Raw genomic sequence first — 19,254 nt, 5'->3', positions numbered from 1 at the left:
GAGGAAAGAATATGTTTAAAAAATGGACTATTTATACGGCGGCAATCGCACTAGTAGTTTTAGGTGGTTGTTCTTCAGCGGGTTCTAGTACAGAACTTGGGGGCGATGATGAGATCACTCAATGGAAAATGACTCATATTTCAGATTCCAGCCATTTGTGGCATCGTACCGCCGTTGAGTTTGCGAATTTAGTAGACGAAAAGACAGAGGGAAAGGTTCAAATTGAAATCTATCCTAATAGTCAACTTGGTAGTGAAGTAGATAATATTAATTCAATACGTTATGGAGCAACGGATATAACCATTACAGGGGAGACATTAGAGGTCTGGACCCCAAACGCCGTGATGCTTGCGGTTCCCTATGCATTTGAAGACGAAGCACATATGCGTCGAGTCATTGAGGGTGAATTAGGACAGATCATAGAAAATGATATTGAGCGAGATATTGGTTTAACCCCATTATTCTATATGGAGCGAGCTCCACGAAACCTTACCTCGAATTATCCGATATCATCACCTGAAGACTTACGAGGTTTTGGCATGCGTGTACCAAATGTACCGCTATTTCTAGATGCTTGGTCAGAAGCTGGTGCTCAGCCACAGGTTATTAGCTTAAACGAAGTATTTACTGGGCTCCAACAGGGTGTTATTGATGGACAAGAGAACCCTAATGATTTGATTGAAAGCAACGGGTTTTACGAAGTGCAGCAGTATTTAAATACAACGGAACATGTTCGATCTTGGATTTATGTTGTAGTGGGTACGGAGCAAATGGAAGCGCTACCTGAGGATCAGCAGGAAATGGTCAGAGAGGCAGCGGCTGAGGCTGAAGCCTATGCTCAAGATTTACTTGAAGCTGAAACTGAAGCGGTATTAGAGCGATTAGTGGAAAGAGGCATGGAAGTTAATGAAGATGTTGATCATGATGCATTCAGAGATGCCATGATGCCAGCATTAGAAGATTATTTTGAAGAAGAGCAGTATCAGCTTTATTTAGATATTTTAGCTGAGGGTGAAGGAGGGCAAGAGGATGCTGAGTAGAATGGCTAAAGTGGACAGGCTTCTAGGATTTATTTCCATGTGTTTATTTATTGGGCTATTGACGGTAGTCATCATTCAAATTCTAAGCCGTTATTTTCCATTTGATCTTATTTGGACGGAAGAATTATCACGGTATTTGTTTGTTTATTCTATGGTTACAGCCGCACCCATCGCTTTACGTAAACAGGAGTTTATTCGTGTAGACATGCTGATTCTTGCATTACCTGAGAAGACCAGACGTGTGTATGAATGTGTCATTGCGGGACTCGCTTTCATATTTTCACTTGTACTAGTTATTTACGGTTTGCATTTTCTTCAGCTTGGTGCTGATTTTTATGCACCAACACTTGGATTTTCAATGGCTTATGCTTATGCAGCAGTACCCCTTTTGGGCGTGTTACTAATGGTTTACTCGATCGTTTATATGTTCGACCGGTTCAGCCCAACTGAAGAAGTAGAGAAAGGGGACAACCTATTATGATGGCATTAATTATTGTTGGTTTATTTTTAGCTTTTATCGCATTTGGCATACCGATTGCGTTTAGCTTAGGGCTATCTTCATTAATATATCTCCTAATAGCGGGGGTTCCATTAACGGTTATCCCACAAACAATGTTTGCAGGGATCAATTCATTCGTTATGCTTGCTATTCCAGCTTTTATTCTAGCAGGGAATTTAATGAATGCAGGTGGAATCACCAATCGTATTATTGAATTTGCTAATGCCGTGGTAGGACATATTCGCGGGGGACTAGCCCTTACAAATGTAGCCTCTTCACTAGGTTTTGCAGGTATTTCAGGAACAGCTTTATCTGATACAGCAAGTATTGGATCAGTTATGATTCCTGCGATGAAAAAACAAGGATACGGCTCAGGGTTTTCAGCGGCAGTAACCTCTATTTCTTCAACTGTAGGTCCGATGTTACCACCTTCATTACCGATGATTATTATCGGGACGCTTGCAAGTATCTCTATTGGAGACCTGTTTCTAGCAGGAGCAATACCTGGTATTTTACTAGCTATAGGATTTTTAATCGTCACATATATCATTTCCGTAAAAAGACAATATCCCAAAGGTGAGCGCCAGCCGTTATCTGTCGTTGGTAAATCATTCTTAGGTGCTTTCTGGGCGTTACTAATGGTTGTTATTATCTTGTGGGGGATTCTAGGTGGGTACTTCACACCAACAGAAGCGGCAGTTGTCTGTGTTGTGTACGCTCTGATTGTTGGGAAGCTTGTATACCGCGAGCTTGATATGAAAGAAGTACCTTCTATTCTTGTAAGAACATTGAGTTCAACAGCATCCATTCTATTACTAGTCGGCTTTGCCAATACATTCGGATGGATTTTGGTGAGTGAAGGTGTTCCAATCTTAATTGCCGATGGTATCTTATCAATAACTGAAAATCCGTTCTTCGTCATTCTATTAATTATCGTGCTGTTACTAGTACTTGGTATGTTTATGGAGACGATTGCGGCACTCGTTATCCTATTCCCTGTATTACTACCAGTTGCAACAAGTGTCGGAATGGATCCAATCCACTTTGGAGTAGTGATGGTCCTTGCGTTAATGATTGGACTATCAACACCACCAGTTGGGGTATGTCTATTCGTTGCCTCTTCTTTTGCCAAAGTACCAATTACTAAAACGGTGAAAGAATTAATGCCTTACTTTGCTGTAGCGATCGTTGTCTTACTGATCGTTGCATATGTCCCATCACTATCACTGTACCTACCAGGTTTATTTGAATAAAAGGGTGTGTTTTAAATGAAAGTCATTCAAGTGCAAGAACCAGGGAAACTAGATATTGTTACGAAGGAAAAGCCTGAAATTGTTGGAGAGAAAGATGTTATCGTTAAAGTGAAATGTGTGGGCATTTGTGGTTCGGATGTGCATATCTATCACGGGAGTAATCCTTTTACGGTCTACCCACGGGTCATTGGCCATGAAGTTTCAGGAGTCGTAGAGAAGATTGGTCCTGCGGTTGTTGATCTCGTACCGGGAGATCGAGTCGCGCTAGAGCCCATTGTTTCGTGCGGTACATGCTACGCTTGCAGAAAAAATCAGCCGAATGTATGCGTGGAACTTGAGGTTTTTGGCGTTCATCGTGATGGCGGCATGAGCGAGTGGGTGAAAGCAGATGAAGCCAACTGGCATAAAGTCACAGAGAGAGTGACAGACGAAGCGGCAGCCTTGGTTGAACCATTGACTATTGGGGCTCAGGCGATGTATCGAGGGGAAGTGGAACAAGGGGACAGTGTTTTTATTATGGGTGCTGGTCCTACTGGAATTGCATGTTTAATCATGGCTAAAGAAAAAGGGGCCAAAGTGATTATTTCGGACTTTAACCAAAACCGACTTGAATACGCACAGAGTATTGGAGCCGACTTCATCATTAATCCACAGCAAGACAATGTAGAGGATCGAATAAAAACGATTACCAATGAGGAAATGGCTAATGTAGTCATTGATGCAGTGGGCACCGCAGTTACGTTTGAGCAGGCTGTGCAGCTAGCTTCTGTAGCTGGCACCATCGTTACACTTGGATTTAACGAACAGCCCTCAGCCATTCCTTCCCTATTGCTAACTAAAAAAGAGCTAAAGGTCGTTGGCTCAAGGCTACAAACACATCAATTTAAAGGTGTAATTGAAAAGGTGAATGATGGCGATATTCAATCAGATGCCATCGTCTCCCACCGTTACTCTTTTGAGCAAATTGATGAAGCGATGACGTTGCTTGAAAAACATCCTGAAGAGGTTCGAAAGATTGTGCTTACTTTTTAGAGGAAAAAAGAGGATTGTTATTGAAATATATTAGATCAGTTAAGAGGCAGCCGGAACATGTTTGGCTGTCTTTTTTATTGATTAAATAGGGGAGGGGGAAGAGGGGTGTTATACAGAAGTTCGGTTTGTGCCATAGTAATTATAAGTGTTATTTTATCTGCATTCTTTATAGCAAATCCAAACCACACCTATGCCCTAAGTTGTGCTGAAGTTGCTCTTGCAGAAGAAGCCTTTGATCGATCTGCAGCTGTGTTTAGTGGGCGTGTCACTGAAAATAATTCTTATACATACACTTTTGAAGTCGATGAAGTGTACAAGGGATCACCGAATCATACTGTAAAATTAAAAGGTTCTCATTGGGATGAGGAGTACTTTGATACGAATGAGAGGCTGTTAATCTATGCTCAGGAAAAAAATCTCACTAGCTATACAATAGGACTCTGTGGAAGATCGGGAAACTTTAGTGACCTCAAGGAAGATGTTCAAGGAATGACATCAACGACACCCGAACCAGATCCATTTTTAAGTGCACCAATATGGGCGAGTATTTTTATAGCAGGAGCAGGATTAAGTTTGTTACTTTTTAAACGCATTCGTAAAAAAGGATAAACCTTGTTTACGAACGTACATTCCCCTATAATAAAGAGAACTACCGTTGTTAAAAGGAGATTATTATGGAACCGTTAAAAGAGATTTATAATAAAGCGTATGTGCAGAAGCTAACATCAGATATTAAGCAAGTCTATCCTAATTTTGATGTTCAGGCTTGCAGTAAGCTCATCCTTCAGCCTGATTGGTCTGCGCTTGAATTAATGGAACGAAAACGGAGAATAACGGAGTCACTGTATGAAACTCTTCCAGCTGCTTACCCCGATGCCTTAGCGATATTAATTCAAGTAGCCCCTCCATATAACGGCCTGGAAGGCATAGTATTTCCAGACTTTGTCCAATGCTATGGACTTGATTATTGGCAGGAATCTATGGATGCATTGGAGGTTTTAACGGAATATTCCACAGCTGAATTTGCTGTTCGCCCTTACTTTGTTAAGGATACTGAAAAGATGATTGAACAGAGCCTGCAGTGGGCAGATAGTACAAATGAGCATGTAAGAAGGCTGGCCAGTGAAGGTAGTCGTCCGCGTTTGCCATGGGGGCTTTCAGTTCCAGCATTCAAACAGGATCCAGCTCCTATTTTGCCCATCTTAGAAAAGCTTAAGAAGGACGATTCGTTGTATGTGCGTCGTAGTGTAGCAAATAGTTTAAACGACATAACTAAAACCCATCCAGATCTTTTTATTCAAATAGCTAACGACTGGTTTGGTGAGCATGAGGATACAAACTGGATTATTAAACATGCAAGTAGAAGCTTATTAAAAAAAGGGGACAAACACGTTCTTGCCCTCTTCGGCTATGAGAATAGTCATACATTACATATACAGGATTTTCAATTTAAAACAGCAGCAATAAAGATTGGGGAAAGAGTAGATTTTTCCTTTAATCTTCAGGCAGAAGTAGACACCAAGCTGCGCGTGGAATATGCCATTGATTATGTAAAAGCACGAGGCCATCGCACACGTAAGGTGTTTAAGCTCTCGGAAACAGCGATTCAAGCAAATGAAGTAAAAACCTATGCAAGAACGCATGCCTTTAAAGATCTATCTACACGAAAACACCATCCAGGATTGCACCAGTTAACGCTAATTGTGAACGGGGAAGAAAAGGTGTCGGTGGAGTTTGAGGTTGGGTGAGGAGAGATGTCGAGATGGGATACCAAGAAGAAAGAACTCAACACCAAGAGATCGAGGTTGCTTAGCAAGGGCAAGAAGTCGATAGCAAGAAGAAAGAGCTCAACACCAAGAGCCCGTAGTCACTTAGAAAGAGCAAAAAGTCGATAGCAAGAAAAAAAGCTCAACATCAAGAACCCGTAATCACTTAGCAAGGGCGAGAAGTCGATAGCAAGAAGAAAGAGCTCAACACCAAGAACCCGTAGTCACTTAGCAAGGGCAAGAAGTCGATAGCAAGAAGAAAGAGCTCAACACCAAGAGCCCATACTCTCTTACCAAGATCCAAGACACCATACCAAGAGAAACAGTCTCCATACCAAGAACGATACTGATCTACCAAGAACCTCTTCTTCTCCGGCACCACAAAAAAGGAAGAAACGGTCGAATTCGTCCGTTTCTTCCTTTTTTTGATTTCTTTATTCCTCTACATTCACATGAATCTCGGCTTTCGCGACTTCTCTTGTCTCATTTCCGTAGTCGTCTCGTACGATGACTTCGATTTTTGCCCCTTCTACCTCAAGATTAGAGGTGGCGGTCCAATAACCGACGTAGTTTCCTTCGCCTTCTTCTCGCATTGGTAATTCTGTTGCGTTTGATGACGGGATGTTGGTTAACGGCATGCGGATGATGAATGTAGCATCAAGACCAGGCTCACTTGTAAATTCTATTTTGACAGATTGGCCTGATTTAAGGTGCTTATCTTCGTCTGGTTTGAGATTTTCGATAACAGGTGCATCGAATTTGGCGTCGATTGAAATGATTTCTGTTGTCTCGTTACCGGCTTTGTCGGTCGCTGTGACAGTAATTTCATTTAATCCATTATCCAGCATCACTCGTTTGCTGAATGTGCCATCCTCTTGCACGTCTGCATCTTGACCGTCGATTGTAACTTTATCAAGGTACTCATCAGAAGCTGTACCTTTTACAGTGACCGTTTCTCGGTTTGTTTTTGATCCGTCTGCAGGTTCATCTATGGTGAGCTCTGGAGATGTTTGATCTAGAATGACAGTTACGGGCTCAGATTCATCGCTTTCTCCAGATTCTGTCACGGCAACGGCTGTAAGCTCATTCGCACCATCTGATAAATCAATATCCGCAGTGAATATGCCGTCTTCATTAGTTGAAGTTGTTCCAGCTTCGTCTCCATTATTCAAAATACGAATGTCAGTAGTAGGAGAAGACGTGCCCTCTACTGTAATGGTTTCCTCATTCGAAAAGCTTCCATCCTCCGGAGATGTGATGGTTGGTGCACCTAGCTCATAGTTTACCAAGGCACGAATCATAAAGTTTCCATCCATTGGCACGGTTTGAGACCAGCTGCCTCCAACAAATTGCCAGCTTCTTTGAGCAAGTGGGCCGTCTTCATCTGTAGCGAGTCCAGGAGCATTAGGGTGGGCGGCAGCTTGAAGATAGACAAGATAGAAGTCGCCTTCAACGAGTATACCTTCGCCTGACAGATCTATCTCTGTCCAACCACCATCGCGGACAGCTGTAGCATCAATTGGACCAGCAATTTGATTTCCTGGTGATCCATTTGATCCGCTTGCATCATATACAGCAATTTGGAAATCAGTTCCGCCTGGTTCCGGCCACTCTTCATCCCAGAAGCGGAATAATCCACCTGTAACTAAAGCTCGTTCTTCGCCTTCAGCTAATGACATTCTAACGGCCCAACCGTTTCCAGCATCATTAAATGCATGGGCATTTTCAGCGGTGCCATCATCGTAGCCAATTTCACCTTCATAGCCGATAAATGGCTCGAGAGCGATATCTTGAACGGTGTTTGTTTCTGCTTCAATTGTAATTTCTACCTGCTGGCTATAGTAGCCGGCTGCTGTGAATTGTAGCGTATAGTCACCTTCATAGGCTTCTAGCTCATATTCGCCTTGTTCGTTTGTTTGAACAGGTGCAATATGACCGTCCTCGAGTAGTGTCACAGTTGCCCCTTGCACGGGTTCTCCAGTTGCATCATTGCTGACCACACCGGAAACGGTTCCCTTAGGATTCTCCGTTAACGTGAAATGAGCAGTGGTTATTTCATCAGCTGTCACAGATACGGTCTGCTCCTCAGATTGGAATCCATACGCATCAGCAACTAAGGTGAATTCTCCAGGTGCATGGCGTAGCTCATAGCTACCGTCTGCCGGGTTTGTTTTTACTGAGCGCCCACTTTCAAGAACATTAACTGTTGCTTCAACAGGTAATGAAGCAACTTCAATCGGGTTCTCAGTGTAAGCGAAAGCTGGTTTCTTCACGTTCCCTTGTTTTGGTTTTATCTCTTCAGGATTTATTTTTTCTTTCTCATGATTTGTATTAAATATGGTGTGGTTTGGTGGTTCAACAGGGTTTGAAAACGCAATGTTTTTTGACTCATTGCTAAGAGCCACCTTATCAAGGTACCAGCCCTCAAAAGTAAACAAGAAATCAGTGGTTAGGTTAAATCCAATATATACCCTCTGACCTGCGTAGTCTGACAGGTCAATCTCTGTTTCCACCCAATCTCCAGAAGAGCTGTCAAATTGCTCGACGCTTTCCCAGTCTTGTCCATCTGAAGATAAGAAAACCTGCGCATAATCAAAATCGGGCTCTATGTCATACCAATGTGTAAATGAAAGATACGTGGGTCCATCCGCCAGGTCAACTGGAGGCATAACCAACGTCATATTTCCGTTATCAGGATAGTTACCTGACAAGTTGGTTGCATAAACATGATCACCAGTTAACGCTTCTCCTGGACCGGATTGAGGTTCGCCCCATTCCCATACATCATTGGCACCAAAAGAATACCAACCGTGAGGCAATTCACTAAAGTCCTCCTCGTATCCCACTCCAAGAGCCGGTAAAATGGAGAGCTCGTAGACATCAGACTCCACGGTATGCTCACCATAATCGCTAATCGTCCATTTGTATTCAAGAGAATCTCCAGATACAGCTTCTCCAGGAATGACAGCAGAGTACGTACCAGATAAATGATTTCCATTAATGAGATTCGCGGCTACGCTAGTCCATTCACCATCACTACCATAGCTTAGTTCTACATCAATGACACCGACATTATCCTCAGCCAAAATAGTTAATGGAATATCCGCTCCATCGTATCCATTTTCCACAGGCTCGTGTTCGTATGTTGGTGGTTCAGTATCCTCACCGTCTTGGGTTACACTTCCTGTTACCGTTCCTAGACCATCTTGGACGGCTGCAACAGCATCATAGGCATTGACTAAGCCATGACCAAAGCCGTGGTTCGGTGATTCAGGATATTCATCATCTGTTAGTGGGATAGCTGAGCTTGTAAGGATCTCCTCCAAATCATCCACACTCAGTGACGAATCGGCTTGCAACAGTAAGGCGGCAACGGCCGAGACATGTGGTCCTGCCATAGACGTACCGTTCCATCCCCCTTCATAGCCGCCTCCTGGAACCGCTGAACGAATGTTTACCCCGGGTGCAGCAATTTCAGGTTTGATTTCATCGTAAGGAGATGGTCCTCGCAGCGAAAATCCTGCCAAATTGTCTTCAATATCCGTTGCACCAGTGGCAAAGGATTCAGGGTAGTTTGCCGGGTTGGCTACAGAACCAGGCCCACCAGGATTAAAGAGAGTTGTATTGCCTGCTGAAAACTCTGGGAAAATATTAGCTGCTCTCCAGTTCTCAACCATTGGACGATACCACTCATCAAGACCAGGTCCGCCTCCCCATGAATTGTTGACAATGTCTGGCGCTTTTTCAGGCTGTGGATTTCCATCTGCATCAGTTGGTGCGATAATCCACTCACCTGCAGCTAGTAAATCCGCATCCGTTCCACCTGCAGCAGTAAATGCTTTAACACCAATCCACTCAGCACCAGGTGCAACACCAACTGCATTAGCGCCGTCTGGTTCTACCCCAACCATAGTTCCTGTTACATGTGTACCATGGCCGTCATCATCGTAAGGAATAGATTCACCGGCGGTAGCATCAAACCAGTTAAAGTCATGGTCAGGATCCTCTGGGTTAGCAGGATCGTATCCACGATACTGCTCAACTAATCCAGGGTGATTCCATTCCACACCTGTATCAATGGAAGCTACGACAATACCGCTACCATCAATTCCTTGATCCCAAACGGCAGGTGCACCAATGTGGTCAATGTTCCACTCAATATCAGATTCAGCCGAAATGTCTGGAACCTCGGCGTCTGTTTTTTCAACTGGGTTCAGTTGTCTTACTTCGTTAGCAAGAACCTTTTCAACTTCTGGTCTGGCTGCAAGCTTTTCCATTACTTCTTTTGTTCCTGTTACAGCCATGCCGTTGACGATAAAGAAGGATTGATAATCTGTGACTCTATCAGTCTCAAGCTCTTTATCAAGAAAGGCCGTGATTTCAGTCTGAGTGTCTATACTTGTAGCACGTAGGCTTGACACAACAGCAGAACGTTGGCTCAGCTTGATTTGTGATGCGGAGGCGTTTTGTGCCTGTTGGGTTTGAAGAGACTCAGAGGCAATCTCTGTTGTGTTAACCTGTTCTTTAAATTTTAATAGAAAGGTAACAATCTCTTCATTCTCAAATTCCTCATAGACTCTTTCACTAATCTTATCAGCACCGCTTTGGCCTGAATCTAAAACGGACACACTATTTGAATTGGATTGTGCAGATCCCTGATAAGGAACAAGCAAACTAAATACAAACAAAAGAGTTAAAGAAACGGCAAGAAACTGTCTCATCTTAAGGTTTATTGGCATTTGAACTCTCCTTTTTCTTAGTTTATTCTTTCTTTTTCGGCACCTCTTTTTCTGTTTTTTCTTTTATATGTAAATCTAGTTAGTTACACGTATCATAGCTAATCCTTACAGCTAAAACATTAATATTTAGAAAATTAAGAATAAAGTATCGCTTAATGAGGCATGTTGAAAATTGTAGAATGACATGAGTAATACGTCTAATTTGAAAACAAAAATAATTGATTAAGTGTCAGAATGGTATACGCTACAACCAATTTAGAAGATTCATAAGCATGGAGTGTAGACAAATTATTAAGTTTTTTTCATTTCTTACAAGCTCGTCATTTAGACTGAGAGAAAAAGTATGACTATAGTTACAGTAAAGGTCTACTTGAAATGAAACCAAAAGGTGTTATATAATTAAAAGTGAAACCAAAAAGTGTTATAAGTGAAGGAGAATAAACCATGGCAAATGACAAACAAGAATTAATAGATATTAAGAAGACGATCATCATTCAGGCACCTATACATAAGGTGTGGGAATTTGCAGCAACTGCTGAAGGAATTGAGGCCTGGTTTATGCCCAATAACTTTAAAGCAGAGGAAGGGTATGAATTCCAATTGCAATCTCCATTTGGGCCATCACCCTGTAAAGTATTAGAAATAGAAGAACCTCACCGACTCTCTTTTTCCTGGGATACGGAAGGCTGGATTGTTACATTTGAGCTTAGAGAGGTGGATGAGCAAACTGAATTTACGCTTACTCATGGCGGCTGGAAAGACGCAGGAACGATGTTGCCTAAAGCGAATGAGAAAAGCGAGGTCATCCGTGAACGTATGGCTGGAGGTTGGGTAGGGATTGTCGAAAAGCTGAAGAAAGTAGCTGAAGCTTAAATGGCGGCTGCTAAGCAATACGATGTTTTTCAAGCGATTGCTGATCCAACTCGTCGTGAAGTGTTGCGACTGCTTGCAGACAAAGAGCGTCCCATTTCAGAGATTACCTCAAATTTTGAAATGACCCGCACAGCGGTGGCAAAGCATCTGCATATTTTATCAGAAGCGGGGTTAATCCACGGGGAAAAGGTTGGCAGAGAAAAACGCTATCGATTCGAACCGGGTGCGTTAGAAGAGTTGCAGGATTGGCTGAGCTATTTTGATCAGTTTTGGTCCAATAAGCTTTCTTTTCTTAAACATTTGGCTGAAAAGACAGAGGAATAGTCATTAATAACATGTGTTACGGAAACGAGCTGGGACAGAACTTTATCTTGCAGTTTATTGAGATAAAGTGGCAGGGCCAAAGCTAAATACCTTCCCCTGTAAGCGTGCCCCCATTTTTAGTAGCGACAGCGAAGAACCACCACTCAGACACCCTCAGAATTCTCCTTGTACACATTCATGAGAAGTGTACAAGGAGTATCACTATACTCGTTCAGCTTTTCTATTAGTTATAATACTTCTGTCCGACCACTGTTTGTATGAAGTTACGAGCCTAACTCATGAATCACATGCGCTGTACAACGAATACCGTTTAAGAAATTATCAACGGCTATATTCTCATTAGGAGAGTGATTCCGTTGGTCAAAGTTGGCATAAGGCATGAGCATAGAAGGTGCTTCTAAAATCTTCGTCCATACAAAGTCTGGGAGAGAGCCTCCGAGACTCGGTTGAATAAGTGGCTCCTGATTAAAGCTATGGGCGACACCTTTGATTGCTTTTTGTACGAACGCGGTATCAACAGGAGTGCGTGATGGATCCATTGAACCTAGGAAACGAACGTGAGCCGTAGGGTGTTGTTTCTTCACGTGCTGTTCAATTTTGTGAAAGATATCCTTGGGATCTTGGTCAACGACTAGTCTTGTATCAATCTTCACACTGGCTTTAGAGGGAATAATTGTTTTGACCCCTTCATCCAAATACCCGCTTTTTAACCCGAGGATATTAAATGTTGGTTCAAATGTTAATTTACGATGATAGTCTGCACTGTTTAATTGTAAGGAGGGGAAGCCAATCTTTTCGCCGACTTCCTTTGCATTGTAAGGCAGTTGATTTAATAGATCTTCTTCGGTAGAAGTAGCCGGTCTGATATGATCATAGAAGCCATCTATTAACACTTTTCCATCCTGATCTCTCATTGTCTGAAGTAGCTCGAGTAGCTCCCAGGCTGGGTTCGGAACAACATTCCCTGTATTACCAGAGTGGTTATCAAATGCAGCGCCCTCTATCTCAATCTCAAAGGCTAGCATGCCCCTTACGCCTAGCACAACAAGTGGTTGGCCACTATTATGAGACGGACCATCAGCGGTATACACTAAGTCTGCCTGCAGAAGTTGCTTATGTTCTTGAACAAATTCCGGCAAATGGACACTGCCCATTTCCTCTTCGCCCTCCACGACTACCTTAATGTTTATTGGTAGGGATTCAAATGTATCAAGGTACGCTTTTAATCCAAGAAGCTGTGCCACAATTTGTCCCTTGTTGTCCCCGGCACCACGCGCGTAGATTCTACCGTCTCGTATGGTCGGCTCAAATGGGGGAGAAACCCAATCCTCCAGCGGATCTGGTGGTTGAACGTCATAATGCCCATATAATAATAGGGTAGGCGCCTCGTCAATTGTTGACTCTAACTCTCCATATAAGATAGGGTGGCCGTTTGTCTCAAATACCTTCGTTTCAAGACCAACTTCCTTCATTAGATTCTCCATTAATCCTGCACATTCCCGCATTCCTTTGTTCTGGGTACTAATGCTCTCCTGTCGAAGCAGTGTAAATAACTGCTCTAATGATTGCTCCGCATGCTCTTGTACCCATTGGTCGATAGCTTTTAAGCTCATGCAATCCCTCCAAATGTATATGATCTTATGAATATTCTAACTATCATAATATACTTAAACAAAATAGCAAGGAAGATGTGTTGGTCACACTCCTTAATTATAATTATTATTAATTGATATTATATATTAAATGATATATAATATAATTATAAAGAAAAGGAGTGTGTATTGATTATGACAAATCAAACCGTAGTAAACGAATTGAATCAGCAGCTAGCAGATTGGAATGTGCTGTATACTAAGCTTCACAACTTTCATTGGAATGTAACCGGACCAGATTTCTTTACCCTCCATGCTAAATTCGAGGAGTTTTACACTGAAGCAGGCGCACATATAGATGAAATAGCAGAACGAATTCTTGCAATTAAAGGCAAACCTTTGGCAACTATGAAGGAATACTTAACTCACTCCAATGTGGAAGAAGCGACTGGACAAGAGACAGCTCGCGACATGGTGGCTTCCATTGAAAAAGATTTTACAACCGTTTCAACCCATGCAGAAACAGTCATCAAAGCAGCAGAAGAGGCAAATGATGAGTCAACAGCAGATATGTTCATCGCCTTAAAAGCAGAGCTCGACAAGCACACATGGATGCTATCAGCGTATCTCGGGTGATTAGAATTTATATAGGAATGTGGCTGGGACCGAAGTATTATAACTAATAGAAAAAGCTGAGCAATTATGGAGACTATCCATTAAATTGTTCAGCTTTTTTGTTATATAAAAATAAATAAGGGGGGATGTCTGTCTCGAAAATGGGGGTACGCTTACCGTGGGAAGTTAATGAGCTAACAGGCTATGCCCTTCTATCTCAATGAACCTTTTATGTTGATCATTTGTCTGATCGGGAACATGAGCGGAAGGAGAAAACGTAGACTCCTACGGAAAAGAACGTGTCTGAAGACATTGAAGTGGCGCACTTCCACTTCAAGGGCTGAGGCCGTTCCCGTGGAAAGCGAAGTTTTCTCCTGCAACGGTGCAAATGAGCGCATTTCTAGATGACTTTTTCAGTGCCCTCCATTTCGTCCGCTTGGTTGGTCGTAGCTATCAATTTTATAGTCATAGTATGAGGGTGTTCTTTTTGGTCAACATCATAAAAAACTACACAAAATCAAACAGAGATATGAAATTCAGTATTACCTTTAACTCTATTAAATAATCTTACGCGTAAATGTAAATCCACATCATACCTCTATACCTAGCGTAAGGAGATCCGTAGACTCCTCGAGGAATAGCGCGTGGCAGACCGACTCTGTAGCGACTCCAGTAAATCTATTTCTAATTATTTCTCTTTGAGAGACAATCCTAATATCCGACTCCTATAAAGATTTAAGAAAATCTCCTAAATAACAATCGGATCAAGTTGGTAATGGTTCCTAAAATCATTGATATAATTACTGCAAATATAATGGCACCTAATACGGCACCTATCGTTAAAGGTGCCAAAAGACTAGCAAAGATATATATAAATGAAATGATAAAAATGACAATGTAATCGAGCTTTTTCATAGGATTCTCCTTTATTTATCTTTTGAAGTGAATTTGAATTAATTGTAATATGTTTGAATTATATTCCTTTCATTTTGGTTTGTACATTATCTTTTTACTTGTCATTAGGACTTGCAAGTTAATCAAAAGGGGAGTATACTCCTTTCGTAGACAATTAATGTCCATTATGTACAATGAATATCTTCAATGGAGTGATTTTATATGAGAGTTAAAGGCGGAGTGGAGCAAGCGGCTTGTATCCTAGTGATATTAGCTACGCAAATAAAAGATGTGCCTGTGAAAAGTGATGTTATCAGTGAGCGATTACAAGTCTCATCCTCCTACTTAAAAAAGGTGATGAGAAAACTGGTTGTTCATAACCTGATTCAATCTGTATCAGGGACGAACGGAGGGTTTACGTTAGCGAGACCAATTGAAGAGGTTACGGCGCTTGAGTTATTTGAAGCAATTGAGGGGACGGATGAGTTTTTACAATTAGATGGGGTTTTTCAACGTACGTTTCCTGAGTCTTCCTTTCTCGATAAGGGTGAAGAAATATTTAAAGATGCTTTCTTAAGTGCACAGCAGAGCTATCGTGAGAGGCTGGCTGATTTCACGTTAGAGGAAATGCTTAAGCAAATTACTGGATTTAAACAATTGGAGTTACATGATTGGAATCAAACGACACCGCAAATATGGTCTTTGAATACATTTTTGAAAGGCGCAGGAGATACAAAATGAGTATGGTAAAAGCGGAGTGGATCAAGCTTATAAAAAATAGAAAGCTACTTGTTGTTGTGTTAGCCATGTTTATCATCCCAAGTATGTATGCAGGGATTTTCCTAGCGAGTTCATGGGATCCATATGGTAATGTGGACCGACTGCCTGTTGCTGTGGTAAATGAGGACCAACCATTTGAATTTGAAGGAGAGACCTTACAAATTGGTCAGGATTTAATTGATAATCTTGAGGATAATGATAGTCTGGACTGGCATATGATCGAACGAGAGCAGGCGATGAGTGGTTTAGATGACGGCGATTTTTATATGGTTGTTGTAATTCCTGAACACTTCTCAGAGCATGCTTCAACAGTACTTGATGAGGACCCAGAGAAGCTCGATTTTGAGTATTATACAAGTGGTGGACAGAATTACATTGCTCAGAGAATTAGTGAATCGGCTGCAAATGAGCTAAACAAACAAATTGCTACGGAAGTAACGCAGGAATATGCAGAAACCATGTTTGCGAGGTTAGATGATATTGGACAAGGCTTGCAGGACGGAGCTAATGGGGCCTCTGAAATAAAAGATGGGGGTCAGGAGCTTGAAGATCATTTACAAACCCTTGCAGATAGTACGGTAACGTTTAAAGACGGTGCGATGTCAGCTGAAGAAGGAGGACAAGAGCTTGAGGTCGCTGTTGGAGACGCGGTCAATGGTGCAAATAGTCTGGCTGATGGAGTGGAGAGATATACAGATGGTGTTGGTACGTTAACTAGCGGTGTTGAGCAATACGCTGGTGGTGCTGCAAGATTAACGAATGGCGTTCAACAATATGTGACCGGTGTTGGCGATTTAACGAATGGACTGAGTCGGTTTACCTCTGGCTTTGGTACATTAAATGATGGAGTACAACAGTACATCTCCAGTGCAGGGCAGTTAAATGATGGTATGCAGCAATATGCAGACGGGGTCGAGCAACTAAGAGATGGACTCGTCAGTCAAAAGGACGGGGCCCAGGAGATAGCAACAAGTAGTGAAGTTCTGGTAGATGGAAGTGCTCAGCTTGAGTCAGGCATTGGGGAGCTTGCTCCAGGGATTTCTCAATTAAATGAAGGAGCTCAATCTCTCTCAGATAAAGGATTTGAGCTAACAGACAGTTTAAGTGAGCTAGATGAGGGGACATCAGGCTTAGAAGCGAAAGTGGACGAACTGGCCAACTCTCTTGAAGGTTCACCTGAAAAAGCATCCGAGCTTGTTCAAGGGTTACAACAGATTCAAGGCGCATTGCATCAAGTAGGTGATCAACTTGGCGCTCAAGAAATTGAAACAACAATTGGCGCAGCCATAAACAGTGTATCGGAGAGCATCTCTAGTTTAAATGCTCAAATTGAAGAAACCAAATCGTCTAATGATGCAGAAATCCTTCAGGTGATTGAAACGAGTGATGCTGATCTTACAGATGAACAAAAAGAGGTACTGCGAGAGGAAGTATCAACTGCACAAGCTTCGCAAACGCAAACAACCGAAACGCAATCTGTAAGTGATAGCTTGGCAACACTCGAAGCTGCGATCGAGACAGTAAATGAAGAGATACAAGCGGCTAACCAAGCAACTACTGCTGCACCAGAAGTGGTAGCCCAATTTGATCAGTTGGTAGAAGGGGCAGAGTCGCTACAACATGGTTATGCAGCATTTGAGTCAGGTGTTGTGGGGGACGGAGCCGAATCCCTTCAGGGTGGTGTGGCAAAGCTTTCTCAAGGTGTACATGCCGCTCGTAATGGTAGTGAAGAGCTAGCAGGTGGGCTATCGACCTTTGCTGAGCGCTCGCAACAGGCTACGAATGGTGTGTCTGAATTATACGCTGGAGCAGGACAACTGTCAGAAGGTCTAAGTCGTTATACGGAAGCGGTCGATCAATTAACAAGTGGAGCTGGTCAGCTGGCATCTGGTGCAGAGGAGCTAGGGGATAGATCTAGCCAATTAAGAAGTGGTACACAAGGGCTTGCTGACAAGGGTATCGAGCTAGCCGATGGATCGCAACGACTCATTGAAGGTACGGGTGAGTTGTCTAATGGTGTTCAAGAGCTTTCGGACAGAGGCTCAGAGCTCTCAGAAGGAGCTCGTGAACTTGCAGAAAGAGGCCCAGAATTAACAGAGGGAGCACGGCAGCTTGACGAGAATGGTGAAGAGCTGACGAACGGGGCGAATGAGCTTGCTAACGGACTTCCTCAGATTCGAGAAGGGCTGCATTCACTGAATGGTGGATTAAGTGAGCTAGCAAGTGGAGCAGGTCAATTAAATGAAGGAGCAAACGAGCTGAAGGATGGATCCGGGCAGCTTGTTGATGGGGCACGGGAGCTGTCTGACCAGCTTGGAGAAGGAGCGGATGATGTCCAATCCGTATCAACAAACGAAGATAATGCTAGTATGTTCTCATCTCCGACAGAGATGACGGAGAATGAGGTATCAAGCTTACCGAATTATGGCTCAGGTATGGCGCCATATATGATGTCAGTGGCATTGTTTATTGGAGCTGTCATCTATTGCCTCTTATTCCCGATTAAAGAGCCCGCGGAGGAGCCGACGTCCGGTATGATGTGGTGGCTAAGTAAATTCTCGGTTCACTTTGCTGTATCTGTGATTCAGGCAATGGTATTAGTGGCTGTTATGGTTGGTATTATTGGTTTAGAACCTCAAAGCCTAGGTGCTACATTACTAGTTGCCATTATAACTTCCCTAGCCTTTATGGCCTTAGTCCAATTCTTTAACATTTTACTTGGACCTCCGGGAAGCTTTATGATGCTCATTCTGATGATTTTTCAGCTTGGAGCAGCGGGAGGAACCTTTCCTATTCAGCTATCCAATGCATTTTTCCAAGCCATTCATCCATTTCTCCCTATGACGTATTCCGTGGATGCGTACCGCGAAGCCATCACTTTAGGTGGATCGATGACTGGAGATCTCATGGTACTGATAGGAATCTTTATTGTATTTACTTCGGGTTCCATTCTGTATTTTGTACTGAAGGTAAGGAATAATGAAACGAGTGAGCTGAAAACAGAATAGTTTATGAGATTCAAAAAATAATCCGAGCCATGACGGTACCCCCGTGCTGGCTCGGATTTTTTATGGAAAATAACGCTAGCAATCAAACATCATATCTGCTATTTTCAAACTATACTTAAGTCAAATTGAATAAGAGGACGGTGTGGAGTGGAAGAGTGGATTCAATCTTTTATGGAGCAGTATGGTTATTTCGGAATTTTTCTGATGATAACACTTGAGAATCTATTCCCGCCTATACCTTCTGAAGTCATTTTAACCTTTGGAGGGTTTATGACAACAACGACAGACATGTCCGTTTCTGGCGTTATCATCGCTTCAACAGCAGGTTCTGTTTTTGGAGCGATCTGTCTATACGGGGCAGGTTTCCTTTTGGGTGTCAGTCGTTTGGAAAGACTTGTTGATACATATGGACGGATCCTTCGTATAAAAAGAACAGACTTACATAAAGCCGATGCTTGGTTTAATCATTATGGCATGTGGACCGTCTTTTTTGGTCGCATGGTTCCACTCATTCGTAGTTTAATTTCGATTCCAGCCGGCATAGCAAAAATGCCTTTTATCCTATTTTTACTTTGTACGGCGCTTGGTACAGCCATCTGGAATACCGTATTAGTTATTTTGGGTGCGCGACTTGGAGAATCCTGGGAAGATGTTTTGGCTTATATGTCGGTGTATTCAAATGCTGTTTATGCTGTGATAGCTATAGTTGTTATTCTCCTTATCATATTTTTCTTTCGCAAACGCAGACGTCCCTAATTCATTTTTGGTTTCCCGTGATAAGATGAAGTCCTGCCGAGTCACCCTATTTTTACTTTTTTAGATATAGAGAGGTGGAAGAA

General features: G+C 42.5%; 14 protein-coding genes. 12 read left to right on the top strand and 2 right to left on the bottom strand.

Annotation, left to right across the window (positions count from 1 at the left end):
- Window positions 1-11 precede the first annotated feature (11 nt).
- The 6 genes from FN960_RS03840 (at window position 12) to FN960_RS03815 (ending at window position 5,572) form a co-directional block, all read left to right on the top strand.
- A complete protein-coding gene (locus FN960_RS03840) occupies window positions 12-1,040 on the top strand; it encodes a TRAP transporter substrate-binding protein (protein WP_143847114.1) in 1,029 nt (342 codons plus the stop codon).
- Window positions 1,030-1,521 carry a TRAP transporter small permease gene (locus tag FN960_RS03835; protein WP_260681912.1) on the top strand — a complete coding sequence of 164 codons (492 nt, stop codon included), beginning with the start codon at window positions 1,030-1,032 and terminating at the stop codon, window positions 1,519-1,521. Before FN960_RS03840 ends, FN960_RS03835 begins: the two co-directional genes overlap by 11 nt.
- Window positions 1,518-2,792, top strand: coding sequence for a TRAP transporter large permease (locus tag FN960_RS03830; protein ID WP_143847112.1), 1,275 nt, complete (start codon window positions 1,518-1,520; stop codon window positions 2,790-2,792). Before FN960_RS03835 ends, FN960_RS03830 begins: the two co-directional genes overlap by 4 nt.
- A gap of 15 nt (window positions 2,793-2,807) precedes the next feature.
- Window positions 2,808-3,824, top strand: a complete 1,017-nt coding sequence (locus FN960_RS03825) for a zinc-binding alcohol dehydrogenase family protein (RefSeq protein ID WP_143847110.1) — start codon at window positions 2,808-2,810, stop codon at window positions 3,822-3,824.
- Between the two features lie 105 nt (window positions 3,825-3,929).
- On the top strand, window positions 3,930-4,433 hold the full coding sequence (locus FN960_RS03820; protein ID WP_143847109.1) for a hypothetical protein: 504 nt from the start codon (window positions 3,930-3,932) through the stop codon (window positions 4,431-4,433).
- A 65-nt stretch (window positions 4,434-4,498) separates the two neighbouring features.
- Complete coding sequence (locus tag FN960_RS03815) at window positions 4,499-5,572, top strand: DNA alkylation repair protein (RefSeq protein WP_143847107.1); 1,074 nt, start codon at window positions 4,499-4,501, stop codon at window positions 5,570-5,572.
- 452 nt (window positions 5,573-6,024) lie between these two features.
- Here the strand turns inward: FN960_RS03815 and FN960_RS03810 are convergent, their stop codons facing one another.
- Entirely contained in the window at window positions 6,025-10,323 is a 4,299-nt protein-coding gene (locus tag FN960_RS03810; RefSeq protein WP_438799717.1) for a S8 family serine peptidase, read from the bottom strand.
- Window positions 10,324-10,773: 450 nt separating this feature from the next.
- Here FN960_RS03810 and FN960_RS03805 point away from each other — a divergent pair, with 450 nt between their 5' ends.
- Both FN960_RS03805 and FN960_RS03800 read left to right on the top strand, forming a co-directional pair.
- Window positions 10,774-11,202, top strand: a complete 429-nt coding sequence (locus FN960_RS03805) for an SRPBCC family protein (protein WP_143847103.1) — start codon at window positions 10,774-10,776, stop codon at window positions 11,200-11,202.
- The gene (locus FN960_RS03800; RefSeq protein WP_143847101.1) at window positions 11,203-11,526 is read left to right on the top strand and encodes an ArsR/SmtB family transcription factor; all 324 of its coding nucleotides are present in this window, start codon (window positions 11,203-11,205) and stop codon (window positions 11,524-11,526) included.
- Between the two features lie 263 nt (window positions 11,527-11,789).
- On the opposite strand, the gene FN960_RS03795 is transcribed toward FN960_RS03800, so the two are convergent.
- Window positions 11,790-13,139, bottom strand: a complete 1,350-nt coding sequence (locus FN960_RS03795) for a M20/M25/M40 family metallo-hydrolase (protein WP_143847099.1) — start codon at window positions 13,137-13,139, stop codon at window positions 11,790-11,792.
- Window positions 13,140-13,310: 171 nt separating this feature from the next.
- Here FN960_RS03795 and FN960_RS03790 point away from each other — a divergent pair, with 171 nt between their 5' ends.
- From FN960_RS03790 to FN960_RS03775, 4 genes are all read left to right on the top strand, one after another.
- Entirely contained in the window at window positions 13,311-13,754 is a 444-nt protein-coding gene (locus FN960_RS03790; protein WP_438799715.1) for a Dps family protein, read from the top strand.
- A 1,095-nt stretch (window positions 13,755-14,849) separates the two neighbouring features.
- Window positions 14,850-15,368 (top strand): Rrf2 family transcriptional regulator, encoded by a 519-nt coding sequence (locus tag FN960_RS03785; RefSeq protein WP_143847096.1) that lies wholly within the window; start codon window positions 14,850-14,852, stop codon window positions 15,366-15,368.
- Window positions 15,365-18,415 carry a YhgE/Pip domain-containing protein gene (locus tag FN960_RS03780; protein WP_185970903.1) on the top strand — a complete coding sequence of 1,017 codons (3,051 nt, stop codon included), beginning with the start codon at window positions 15,365-15,367 and terminating at the stop codon, window positions 18,413-18,415. The genes FN960_RS03785 and FN960_RS03780 overlap by 4 nt, the downstream gene beginning before the upstream one ends.
- Window positions 18,416-18,562: 147 nt before the next feature.
- Window positions 18,563-19,171 carry a DedA family protein gene (locus FN960_RS03775; RefSeq protein ID WP_143847092.1) on the top strand — a complete coding sequence of 203 codons (609 nt, stop codon included), beginning with the start codon at window positions 18,563-18,565 and terminating at the stop codon, window positions 19,169-19,171.
- Window positions 19,172-19,254: the final 83 nt, after the last annotated feature.

It is taken from the genome of Alkalicoccobacillus porphyridii, assembly GCF_007293315.1.
Taxonomy (GTDB): domain Bacteria; phylum Bacillota; class Bacilli; order Bacillales; family Bacillaceae_D; genus Alkalicoccobacillus; species Alkalicoccobacillus porphyridii.
The sequence above is the reverse complement of the archived record's forward strand: the minus strand, read 5'-3'. Positions and strand labels throughout refer to the sequence as shown.